10 protein-coding genes are annotated in these 11,980 nt (G+C 62.7%); 9 read left to right on the top strand and 1 reads right to left on the bottom strand.

From position 1 onward, the window contains the following. Window positions 1-34 precede the first annotated feature (34 nt). Complete coding sequence (locus AC3CBN_RS10005; RefSeq protein WP_488632885.1) at window positions 35-1,531, bottom strand: aminotransferase class III-fold pyridoxal phosphate-dependent enzyme; 1,497 nt, start codon at window positions 1,529-1,531, stop codon at window positions 35-37. A 285-nt stretch (window positions 1,532-1,816) separates the two neighbouring features. On the opposite strand from AC3CBN_RS10005, the gene AC3CBN_RS10010 reads away from it, so the two are divergent. From AC3CBN_RS10010 to secF, 9 genes are all read left to right on the top strand, one after another. Continuing rightward, window positions 1,817-2,731, top strand: coding sequence for an ABC transporter ATP-binding protein (locus AC3CBN_RS10010; protein WP_488632886.1), 915 nt, complete (start codon window positions 1,817-1,819; stop codon window positions 2,729-2,731). Next, complete coding sequence (locus AC3CBN_RS10015) at window positions 2,731-3,525, top strand: ABC transporter permease (RefSeq protein WP_488632887.1); 795 nt, start codon at window positions 2,731-2,733, stop codon at window positions 3,523-3,525. Before AC3CBN_RS10010 ends, AC3CBN_RS10015 begins: the two co-directional genes overlap by 1 nt. 89 nt (window positions 3,526-3,614) lie before the next feature. Continuing rightward, window positions 3,615-4,772: a sensor histidine kinase gene (locus AC3CBN_RS10020; RefSeq protein ID WP_488636704.1), complete on the top strand. Its 1,158-nt coding sequence runs from the start codon at window positions 3,615-3,617 to the stop codon at window positions 4,770-4,772. Between the two features lie 100 nt (window positions 4,773-4,872). Continuing rightward, complete coding sequence (locus tag AC3CBN_RS10025; protein ID WP_488632888.1) at window positions 4,873-5,475, top strand: response regulator transcription factor; 603 nt, start codon at window positions 4,873-4,875, stop codon at window positions 5,473-5,475. Window positions 5,476-5,593: 118 nt separating this feature from the next. Beyond that, entirely contained in the window at window positions 5,594-6,631 is a 1,038-nt protein-coding gene (queA, locus tag AC3CBN_RS10030) for a tRNA preQ1(34) S-adenosylmethionine ribosyltransferase-isomerase QueA (protein ID WP_488632889.1), read from the top strand. A 313-nt stretch (window positions 6,632-6,944) separates the two neighbouring features. Next, window positions 6,945-8,072, top strand: a complete 1,128-nt coding sequence (tgt, locus tag AC3CBN_RS10035; protein WP_488632890.1) for a tRNA guanosine(34) transglycosylase Tgt — start codon at window positions 6,945-6,947, stop codon at window positions 8,070-8,072. 303 nt (window positions 8,073-8,375) lie between these two features. Then, window positions 8,376-8,705, top strand: a complete 330-nt coding sequence (gene yajC, locus AC3CBN_RS10040; protein ID WP_488632891.1) for a preprotein translocase subunit YajC — start codon at window positions 8,376-8,378, stop codon at window positions 8,703-8,705. A gap of 88 nt (window positions 8,706-8,793) precedes the next feature. After that, entirely contained in the window at window positions 8,794-10,665 is a 1,872-nt protein-coding gene (gene secD / locus AC3CBN_RS10045) for a protein translocase subunit SecD (protein ID WP_488632892.1), read from the top strand. A 16-nt stretch (window positions 10,666-10,681) separates the two neighbouring features. Further along, on the top strand, window positions 10,682-11,647 hold the full coding sequence (gene secF / locus AC3CBN_RS10050; RefSeq protein ID WP_488632893.1) for a protein translocase subunit SecF: 966 nt from the start codon (window positions 10,682-10,684) through the stop codon (window positions 11,645-11,647). Window positions 11,648-11,980 lie beyond the last annotated feature (333 nt).

Raw genomic sequence — 11,980 nt, forward strand, 5'->3', positions numbered from 1 at the left:
CGGCGCGCTGCGTTCAGCAACGCCGCAGGAAGGTTCAGGCTGCCTCGGCCTTGAGCTTGCGGGGGCCTTGCAGCAGCGCCTGTCGTACGTGCGACACCACCATGTCCACTTCGGCGCTGGTGACCAGGAAGTGCGGTGTGAAGCGCAACGAGTTGGTACCGCCGTGAATCACGCCCACGCCGCGCTCGCGCATGTACTCCTCGATGGAGTCCGCGCCGTAACACTTGAACTCCGGCGACAGCTCGCACGAAAACAGCAGACCGGTGCCTTGTACCTTGGTAATCAGGCCGCCCAGCTCGTTCTTCAGCACGTTGAGCTTCTCGACGAATTCCTTGCCGCGCTCGCGGATGTTGTCGCGCACGTCGTCCGTCAGCTCACCGAGCGTGGCCAGTGCCACGTCGAGCGCGCGCGGATTGGCCGTCATGGTGTTGCCGTAGATGCCCTTGCGGTACAGGCCTGCGGTGCGTCCGTTTACGGCGAGCACAGAGAGCGGGTACTGGCCGGCATTGAGCGCCTTGGAGAAGGTTTCCATATCGGGCGACGCCAGCTTCTCGAAGCCGGGGTAGTCGGTCACGGATAGTACGCCGTGTGCGCGCAGGCCAGCCTGGATCGAGTCAACCAGCAGCAGCGTGCCGTGTGCTTCGGTGAGCGCGCGTGCCTTCTGATAGAACTCCGGCGTTACCGCACGGCCCGGATCGCCTTCGCCCATCACCGGCTCAAGGAACATCGCTTCGATAAACCAGCCGTGCTTGTCGGCATCGGCGAATACTGCTTCAAGCTGCGCGACGTCATACGGCTGCACAGTCAGCAGCGTGTCTTCATTGCGATAGCTGGCCAGATGCTGCAGGTAGGTCTTGCGGGTGGAATCCGAATACAGCGCCGGTTTGTCGGTGCGGCCATGGAAGGCGCCCTTCACCACGAGGCGCTTGATGGTGCGGCCGGCATAACGCGCGCCGGCGTCCGTCATCAGCTTGGCATTGACGTCGGCAATGCGACAGGCCAGGCCCACCGCTTCGGAACCCGAATTGAGGCACAGATAGCGCGTGTACGGATTGCTGCCACGATGGCGGCCCAGCTCGCGATCCAACGCCTGAGTGAAACGCATCTGCGAGATGCTCGGCGTCATCACGTTCGCCATCACCTGCGGACGCGCCAGCGCCGCGTCGATAGCGGGATGGTTGTGGCCAAAGCCGAGCATGCCGTAGCCGCCGTTGTCGTGGGTCACCGCACCCTTCAGTGTGACGATCCACGGGCCGCGTGCAGCTGCCGGCAGATAACGGTTGATAGCATCGTCCGGATAGAAGTTGACGTATTCGGCCTGCACCTTCGCCAACTGCTCGGACTCGTCCAGCTTGAGGAAGTCACCCAATTCGGCGCGCAGCTCGCGGTGGCGCGCGATAGCTTCCTCGATCGCCTGCGCCAGTTCCGGATGACTGGCAGCAAAGCGTTCGATGGTGGCGTCGTCCAGGCCAGTGGTCAGCGATGCTCCGCCGAATTCGCGCAGTTCGCGCAGCTGATCAATCACGCCCATGGGTTTCTCCTTCAATGTCGACCTGCCTACCGTCCCGATGGCATGCACGTCGATGTGTCAACGAATTCGTAGTGGAAACGCGTGACCATTCAGCGTTTCCCGGCCTGTGGAGGCCATGTCGCATTGCGATCCATCACGGATGTGGCAATGCAACGACCACCTGAGCATAACGCGGCGATGTCGCCGCCGGTACCCCGGGTGACGCTTGTCACCTGCGTCGGCTGACGCTGGCGACTGCTGGCAAACCCTTGCCATGCCTAGCATGGCGGTCAACAAGGAGGAGCCATGACACACCCTGTCGCAGCAGTCGCCAGCCTCGCTGGCGCAGTGAAACGTTACGGTGATTTAACGGCGCTCGATGGTCTGGACCTCATGCTGCACCGCGGCGAACTACTCGCCCTGCTGGGCCCCAATGGAGCAGGCAAAAGCACCGCTATCGGGCTGCTTCTCGGGCTGATGCGTGCCGATGCTGGTCGCGTGGAATTGTTCGGCCGCGACCCGCAGGACATCGAGGCGCGCCGGCGTGTCGGCGTGATGCTGCAGTCGGCCATGTTGCCGGGCACGCTCAGCGTGGCGGAACTGCTGCGCCTGACGATGAGCTACTACCCGTCGCCACGCACTTTGGACGAAACGGTGGAGCTGGCGGGCGTTGCCGATCTGCTGTCACGACGCTACGCGGGGCTGTCAGGAGGACAGCAGCGTCGAGTGCAATTCGCCATGGCGCTGTGCGGTCGACCCGAGCTGCTTTTTCTCGACGAGCCCACCGTGGGCATGGACATCGACGCGCGACAGAAGCTCTGGGCAGCCATCCGGCAGATGGTTGCAGAAGGTTGCGCCGTGGTGCTCACGACACACTATCTGGAAGAGGCCGAGGCACTTGCCCAGCGCGTCGTGGTGCTGGCCAAGGGCCGCGTGCTCAGCGACGGCAGTGTGCATGCATTGCGTTCGCGGGTAGCGCAGACACGCATCCGTTGCATCACCGATCTGGATGCCCCGACGGTAGCAGCGTGGTCGCGCGTAGCGTCGGTGGCGCAGGAAGGCGGACGTCTGGAGATCCGTACAGACGCCGCCGAGCAGGTGGTGCGTCGGCTGTTGGATACCGATCCGGCACTGAGTGAACTGGAAGTGCTGCGCGCAGGGTTGGCTGAGGCATTCACTGAACTGACCCGCGAATTGCCCATCGAACAGGAGGCCGCGTGATGCAAGCCGTCGAAGTCATTTCCACAGTGCGTCGCGACCCCAGCAACATGCCCTGGCGTCGTGTTCTGGGCGCCTACCTGACCGAGATGCGTAGCGAATGCCTGCGCTATCTGCGGGCGCCGGGGTTCATGTTGCCGGTCACCTTGTTCCCGACCATGTTCTATTTGCTGTTCGGCGTTGTGATGAACCACGGTGCCGACGCCAATGCCGCGCGTTATCTGCTTGCCAGTTATGGTGTGTTCGGTGTGATGAGTCCTGGCTTGTTCGGTTTTGGCGTCTCGCTGGCGATAGAGCGCGACAATGGTCTGCTCACTCTCAAACGTGCGTTGCCCATGCCGCCCGGCGCTTATTTGCTTGGCAAGATGCTGATGGCGATGCTGGCGGCCGGCATGGTGATTGTGCTGCTGCTCGTGTTGGCCGTGGGATTGGCGCACGTATCGATCACGCTGTCGCAGGCGGCCTTGCTGTTGCTCACCGGCATGCTCGGCGTGTTGCCGTTCTGCGCGCTGGGTATGTTTGTCGGCACGCTGGTGAAAGGGCAGGGAGCGCCCGGAGTGCTCAACTTGATCTATCTACCAATGTCGTTCCTGTCGGGCCTGTGGATGCCACTGTCGATGCTGCCACCCGCGCTTGCACGCATCGCGCCGGTGTGGCCCAGCGCCCACCTGCATCTCATTGCCCTGCGAGCCCTGGGGCTCGGGCAGGAATCAGTATGGGTTCCCGTGCTGGTACTGGCCTGTTTCGGGGCAGTGTTTTCGATGCTGGCGGCACGACGCCTGCGTCGCATCGGTTGAAGTACGATGCGATTCGGAGGCAACTCCCATGGGAGGTGGGTGTGGTGCGCAAACTGATTAGTGCATGGTTCACCCCCGCACCGGATTCGATGGTGGCGCATAGCATGCGCAAGGGTAAGTCGCCCTGGGTCGATACGGTTCACTTGCTGTGGTCCGTATGGGTGTTCATCACCCCGGTGTTCGATCAGTTCACTTTGCGTTGGGCACTGCTGACCCTCATCAGCTATCCGGTGTTTCTGCTGCTGTACGCCTTCTGTTGCTTGGCATCGCGACGCGTGACTTACCGGTATGCGCTGATGCTGGTGGCGATGGGCCTGGTGCTGATGCCGTGGTATCCCAGTGGGCTGACGTATTTCATGTATGGCTGCGTCATGTTGTGCGGTCGCCGCATGAGCCTGCGTGCGTACATGGCCGCGCTTGCCGGGCTCAATGCCATTTGCCTGACAGAGGCGTGGCTACTGCACTATCCGTGGCAGGCCATTCTCTGGATGCCGCTGAGCAGCTTCATTGTCGGCATCGCTGTCAATGCAGAGCGGATGAGCGAGGAGAAGGAGGTCGAGCTGCGACTTTCGCACGACGAGGTGCGTCGCCTGGCCGCCACGGCCGAGCGTGAGCGCATTGGTCGCGATCTGCACGATCTGCTTGGCCATACGTTGTCGTTGATCACCCTGAAGCTCGAGCTATCGCGCAAGCTCTTCGATCGGGATGCGGACGCCGCGCGACGTGAGCTGGAGGAAGCCGAACGCGTGGCACGGCACGCATTGGCGGAGGTACGCGCCGCCGTCACCGGTATCCGCGCCACCGACCTCGCTGCCGAACTTGCTGCTGCCAAATTGCTGCTTGAGTCTTCCGATGTGGTGCTCGACTACGGTGCTCTGCCACCGTCGCTGCCGGTGCAGCTGGAGCGTGGCCTTGCGCTGGTCTTGCGCGAAGCGGTTACCAATATTGCACGTCATGCACGTGCCGACAGGGCTTGCGTGGCGGTGAATGTCGTCGGCGAAGCGTTGCAGCTGCGGGTCGAAGACAACGGTCGCGGTGGCATCGGCGAGCATGGCAATGGGCTTTGCGGCATGCGCGAACGCGTGCATGCCCTGGGTGGTTCGTTGACCGTGGAGTCGCCGGCAGGCCAGGGAACGCTGCTGCTGATCAGTGTTCCGTTGCGGCTTCGATCGAGGATCTTTGATGTGCCCGCGCCCAGTCGTCCGGCAACCGCTGATCTGACGGCGCAGGAGCGGCACGTTACATGACGCATTGGCCACGCATGCGACCGGATTCGCTGCTCGGGCAGCTGCCTTCACCCACATTTCTGCTTTTCGTATCGAACGACATCCCTGAAAGGAGCGCTGCATGATTCGCGTGATGCTGGCCGAGGACCAGGCCATGGTGCGTGGCGCGTTATCCGCCTTGCTCAATCTGGAATCGGACATCGAAGTACTTGGCTCGGCTGCCGATGGTGAGCAGGCCTGGCGCGAACTGCAGCGTTTGAAGCCGGATGTGTTAGTGACCGATATCGAGATGCCGGGCCTCACCGGCCTGGAACTCGCGCAACGTATCCAGCGCCACGGGCTGCCGATGAAGGTGATTATCGTCACCACGTTCGCGCGCTCCGGGTTCCTGCGTCGCGCGCTGGATGCCGGTGTGTCGGGTTATCTGCTGAAGGACGCGCCGGCCGAGAATCTCGCCGAGGCGCTGCGCATGGTGCATCGCGGTGGTCGGGCGATCGATCCGCAGCTGGCTCTGGAAGCCTGGTCGGAGGCCGATCCGCTCAATGATCGCGAGCGTCAGGTGCTGCGTCTGGCCGGCGAGGGGCAGTCTGCCAACGACATCGCCAGCCAGCTCAATCTTTCGCATGGCACAGTGCGCAACTATCTTTCCGAAGCCATCGGCAAGCTGGGCGCCACCAATCGCATCGAGGCATATCGGCTGGCGCGACAAAAGGGCTGGCTCTGACGAACAGAGGCAGCAGCTTCCAAGAGAGGCGCGTCGCAAAAGCGCCGGCTCACGGGCGTTCAGCCGTCCAATCCGGGTTTTTGGGCGATAATGACCTATTCGACGCTCAAGCCCTGCCGTGAAGAAGACAGATTTCGATTTCGAACTCCCGCCCGAGTTGATTGCCCAGGCACCGCTTTCCACACGTTCGGCCAGTCGCCTGCTGGTGCTCGACGCGGTGGCGCAGACGCGCCAGGACCGGATGTTCCGCGACCTGCCCGAGTTCCTGCGCGAAGGCGACTTGCTGGTGTTCAACGACACGCGCGTCTTGCCGGCTCGATTGCACGGCCGCAAGGACACCGGTGGCGCGGTGGAGATCCTGATTGAGCGCGTGACGGGTACGCACGAAGCGATCGTGCAGCTGGGCGTGAGCAAGAAGCCGAAGGAAGGCGGGCGGATCGAGCTGGCCGATGGCAGTTACGCCATCGTGCTGGGGCGCGAGGGCCAGTTCTTCCGGTTGCGTTTCGAATCGACCGATCCGTTGGAACGGCTACTGCTGCGGCTGGGCGAAATGCCGCTGCCGCCCTACATCGCGCGCCACGCCGACGCGAGCGACATGGAACGCTACCAGACAGTGTTCGCACGCGAGCCCGGCGCGGTGGCAGCACCCACGGCAGGACTGCATTTCGACGAAGCCACGCTGGCGCTGCTGCGCGAGCGCGGCATCCAGTTCGGCTATGTAACGTTGCATGTGGGAGCGGGCACTTTCCAGCCGGTACGCGCCGATGACATCAAGGATCATCAGATGCATCGCGAGTGGCTCAATGTGGGAGCGAGCCTGGTGGAGCAGATCCGGCGCACTCGCGCGGCAGGCGGTCGGGTGTTTGCCGTGGGTACAACGGTGGTGCGTGCGCTGGAAAGCGCCAGTCGGGACGGCGAGCTGCAGCCCTTCGCGGGCGAGACGCAGATCTTCATCTTCCCGGGTTACAAGTTCACCAGCATCGACGGCCTGCTGACCAACTTCCATCTGCCGCAATCGACGCTGCTGATGCTGGTGTCGGCGTTGGCGGGGCGGGAATTCATGCTTGAGTCGTACCGGCACGCGGTGGTTCAGAAGTATCGGTTCTTCTCCTATGGCGATGCCATGTTGATCCTGCCGAGAGGTGGGTCGATTTAGTCTCTCGTTCGGGCGGCGGGCGCTTTTTAGCTCGTCGTGCCAGCGGCTCTCCACAGCCGAAGGGCTGGTCAAGCGAGGAGCCAGTGCCTTTCTCTCGGTAATGTGCGTTAGCGCGACCGAGCCCGCTGCAGGCGAGGCCGATGACCAACACGCGACAACCGGGCGAACAGTCGTGGATCCCCGCTTGACCAGCCCTTCGGCTGTGGAGAGCCGCTGGGAGGACGAGCGGGACTGAGGCGTCAACGGGTGTCGTACGGCGAACCTCCGCAAGCCCCACAAAGCACGAAACTCCAGAACACGCGATAATTTGGCGATGACCTCCCTGACTTTCGAACTCCAGGCCACCGACGGCGCGGCCCGCCGTGGCCGTCTCACGTTTGACCGCGGTACGGTGGAAACGCCGGCTTTCATGCCGGTCGGCACCTATGGCTCGGTGAAGGCGATGACGCCGCGGGACATTCGCGAGATCGGCGCCGAGATCATCCTGGGCAACACCTTCCATCTGTTCCTGCGGCCTGGCCTGGAGGTCGTGGAGCAGTTCGGCGGGCTACACAAGTTCATCGGCTGGGACAAGCCGATCCTCACCGACTCGGGCGGCTTCCAGGTGTTCTCGCTGGCTCACAAGCGCAAGATCACCGAAGAGGGCGTGGCGTTTGCCTCGCCGGTGGACGGTTCGAAAGTGTTCCTGTCGCCGGAAGAGTCGATGCGCATCCAGAAGGTGCTCGATTCGGATGTCGCGATGATCTTCGATGAGTGCACGCCCTATCCGGCAACGGAGAAGGTGGCGTCCACCTCGATGGAGTTGAGCTTGCGCTGGGCCGAGCGTTCGCGTCGCGCCTTTGACGACCTGAAGAATCCCAATGCGCTGTTTGGCATCGTGCAGGGCAGCGTGTACGAGAACCTGCGTCGTCGTTCGGCGGAGGGACTGGTGAACATCGGTTTCGACGGCTATGCCGTGGGCGGCCTCGCCGTGGGTGAACCGGAAGCCGAGCGCAACCACGCGCTGGATTTCACTGTGCCGCTGCTTCCCGCGGACAAGCCGCGTTATCTGATGGGCGTGGGCCGCCCCGAGGACATTGTGGAAGCAGTGCGTCGTGGCATCGACATGTTCGACTGCGTCATGCCTACCCGTAACGCGCGCAATGGCTTTTTGTTCACCGCCGAAGGCACGGTGCGTATCCGCAACGCCAAGTTCGCATTGGACACACGCGTGATCGAGGAGGGTTGTGACTGTTATGCCTGCAGCAATGGTTTCAGTCGCGCGTACCTGCGTCACCTGGACCGCTGCAACGAGATCCTGGGCAGCCAGCTCGCCACCATGCACAACCTGCGGCATTACCAGCGGCTGATGGCCGGGCTGCGTGAGGCCATCGCCGCCGGGAAGCTGGACGACTTCGTGGCCGAGTTCTATGCCCGCCGGCAGGGTGGCGTGGCGGCCTGAAGTCCGCTGGCCAGACTCTTGGGTCGTCATCCCTGCGAAAGCAGGGATCCAGTGCCTTTTGACGCGCCCACCCAAGTCGCTGGATCCCTGCTTTCGCAGGGATGACGGGCAAGAGCTTTCGTTGGAACCCATCCCAGCCCTCTACGGTCGAGGACTTGCAAACCGCATTCCCCGCCGCCAGAACTCTTCGCGGGGCGGCCTTGTGGCGCATGCAGGGCCCAGGGGGGCGTGGCATAATCCACGATTCTTTTATCAGGTGTTGGCGGAAATTCCTGCTGGCATCGCTACTTACGAGACAAGCTGATGACTCTTCCGACCTTCGTGATCGCCCAGGCCGCTCCGGCAGCCAGCGCCCCGAACCCGATCATGACGTTCCTTCCGCTGATTCTGCTGTTCGTGGTCTTCTATTTCCTGATGATCCGCCCGCAGATGAAGCGTCAAAAGGAGCACCGCAACCTGGTGGCCGCGCTGTCCAAGGGTGATGAAGTGGTCACCAACGGCGGCATCGCCGGCCGTGTGGAAGAAGTAGGTGAGAGCTTCATCACGGTCGAGATCGCGCCGAACGTGAAGATCAAGCTGCAGAAGGGCGCCGTGCAGCAAGTGCTGCCCAAGGGCACGCTCAAGTCGTCTTGACGACTAGCCGGAGCGGAGGGGCTCCGGCTTATACGACGCATTGCTCGCCGCGGCTGCCTCCTGCCGCGGCTTTTGACGGATTCAACGCATGAGTGATTTTCCACGCTGGAAATACGCGCTGGTCGCCATCGTACTGGTGTTCGGCATTGTCTATGCGCTGCCCAATGTGTTCCTGCCGGTGCCTGCCGTGCAGATCACGGCCAATCGCAACGGCACGGTCGACCAGGCGTTCGAGCAGAAGGTGACCGATGCCTTGCAGAAGGCAAACGTCACCAGCACGAGCATCGAGATCAAGGGCGACCATCTGCTGGCCAGCTTCGCCAATGCCGACGTGCAGAAGAGCGCCTCCGACGCCATCAAGGCCGCGGTGGGCGACGACTACACAGTGGCGTTCAACCTGAAGTCCACCGTGCCGGGCTGGCTCAACGCCATCGGCGCCAAGTCGATGCCGCTGGGTCTGGACCTGCAGGGCGGCGTGCATTTCCTGATGCAGGTCGATCAGGACGATGTGATCGACAAGCAGGAAACGCGTTATGCCGATGACATCCGCAGCCTGCTGCGCGAGAAGAACGTCCGCTACGAGTCGGTGACCCGCAATTCGCCGCGCGGGCAGGGCGTGTCCGTGGTGCTGAAGTCTGTCGCGGACCGCACCGCAGCAGGCAACGCGATCTCGGTCGAATACCCCGACCTGACCGTGCAGGATGGCGCGCCGACTGGCGACCGTTTCCCGCTCACCGCCTCGGTGCGCCCGGACAAGCTGCGCGAACTGTCGCTCAACACCATCCGGCAGAACCTCGGCACGCTGCGCAACCGTATCAATGCGCTGGGCGTGTCCGAGCCGATCATCCAGCAGCAGGGCGAAAGCCGCATCGTCGTCGAGCTGGCCGGTGTGCAAGACACCGCCGAGGCCAAGAAGCTGATCGGCGCCACTGCCACGCTGGAATACCGCGCGGGCTATGGCACGTCGCAGCAGGCGATCGACGCCCAGCGCAGCGGCATCGTTCCGCCTGATGCGCGCCTGTACAAGGGCCGTGAAGGCCAGCCGTACCTGCTGAGCAAGAACATCATCGTCACCGGCGACCAGCTGGTGGACGCTTCCTCTACCTTCGACCAGCAGAGCGGTTCGCCGGCGGTGTCGGTGACGCTCAATGCGGCCGGCGCCAAGAAGATGCTGGACTTCACCACCGGCAGCGTGGGCAAGCCGATGGGCGTGGTCTACGTGGAACGCGTGGTCGACACCAAGGTGGTCGATGGCAAGGAAGTGCGCACGCCGAAAATCACCGAGGAAGTGATCAATTACGCCACCATCAATGGCGTGTTCGGCAAGAACTTCCAGACCACCGGCCTGCGCAGCCCGAAGGAAGCCTCCGAGCTGGCGCTGCTGCTGAAGGGCGGTTCGCTGGCTGCGCCGGTCGACATCGTCGAAGAGCGCGTGATCGGTCCCAGCCTCGGCCAGGACAACATCCAGAAGGGCCTGAAGGCCGTGATGATCGGCCTGGCGCTGGTGCTGCTGGCCGCTGCCTTCTACTACAAGCTGTTCGGCCTGGTGGCCGACGTGGCGCTGTTCTTCAACCTGGTGATCCTGGTGGCGGTGATGTCGGCGGTTGGCGTCACGCTGACCATGCCTGGCATCGCCGGTATCGTGCTTACGCTGGGTATGGCCATCGATGCCAACGTGCTCATCTGCGAACGCGTGCGTGAGGAACTGCGCAACGGCTCCACGCCGCTGGCGGCCATTCGCGCTGGCTACGACAAGGCATGGGCCACCATTCTCGATGCCAACGTCACCCACCTGATCGCCGCGCTGGCGCTGACCACGATGGGCTCGGGCCCGATCAAGGGCTTCGGCGTCACGCTGCTGATCGGCATCCTGACCTCGATGTTCACCTCGGTCACCGTGACGCACGCGATCACCGCGGCGATCCACGGCCATCGCAAGCTCAAGACGCTGTCGGTCTGAAGAGGAACAGGCACACATGGAAATCTTCAACCACAACGCAAATATCAACTTCCTCGGCATGAGGAAGATCAGCGTGGGCATCGCGATCATGTTGATGCTCGCTGCCATCGCACTGATTGGCATCAAGGGCCTCAATTACGGTCTCGACTTCACCGGCGGCGTATCGCTGGTGGTCGACTACAACCAACCGGTGCAGATCGGCGAAGTGCGTGATGCCCTGGAGAAGGGCGGCATGGAGCACGCCATCGTGCAGAGCCTGGGCGGCACCAAGGAGGTGTCGATCCGCCTGCAGCCCAAGGACGATCCGAACTCCGGCGTCGCCAACGGTGGCAAGGTGAACCTGGACAAGATCGCCGCTGACGTCACCAAGACGCTGCAGGCAGCGCGTCCCGATGCCAAGCTCAAGAGCCGCGACTACGTTGGCTCCGCCGTGGGTGAGGAGCTGCGCAGCGACGGTATCCTGGCGGCCATCGTGGTGATCGTCGGCATCGGCCTGTACCTGGGCATCCGCTTCGAGTGGCGCTTCGCCGTGGCGGCCATCGTCACCGAACTGCACGACGCGCTGGTGACCGTGGGCATCTTCGCGCTGGTGCAGCGTGAGTTCGACCTCACGGTGCTGGCGTCGGTGCTGGCGGTGATCGGTTATTCGATCAACGACAAGGTGGTGGTGTTCGACCGCGTGCGCGAACTGTTCCGCCTGGCCCGCAAGGCCGAGCCGGAAGAGATCCTCAACCGCTCGATCAACAACACGCTGTCGCGAACCATCATCACCGCACTGTTCACCGCCATCACCATGGCTGCGCTGTACTTCTTCGGTGGTCCCGTGGTGCATGGCTTCGCCATCACCATGCTGATCGGCATCCTGGTGGGCACGCTGTCGTCGATCTTCGTCGCCAGTCCCATCTTGCTGTGGCTGGGCGTGTCCAAGCAGGACCTGATGCCCAAGACCCGGGACAACCCGGAGCTGGCGCGTCGCCCGTAAGCGACACAGTCTCCCAGTGCGTACGAAACGGCCCGGTTCTCCTGGCCGTTTTTTTTGGACTGAACGGCCTGTCACTGCCTGCCGTTGCGAGCCTCGTTATCTGAAGTGGCTTCGACTTTGGTCGTGACCGTTGCCTTGGGTTACGCCGTCCTCGCGACAATTTTTTTCGCGTGGTGAATCAGTTACGTCGTTAACAACGGCGCACAAAAATACGCACTGATGGATTTGCATCGCACGAATGCTTACATCAAGTTGACATTCCGTAAGAAAACACTCTACTTTCTCTTTCATCTGCTGTTTTAGACAGCTTGATGACAGTTATAGAGGGCCCGT

The sequence above is a fragment of the Dyella sp. OK584 genome, assembly GCF_057787755.1.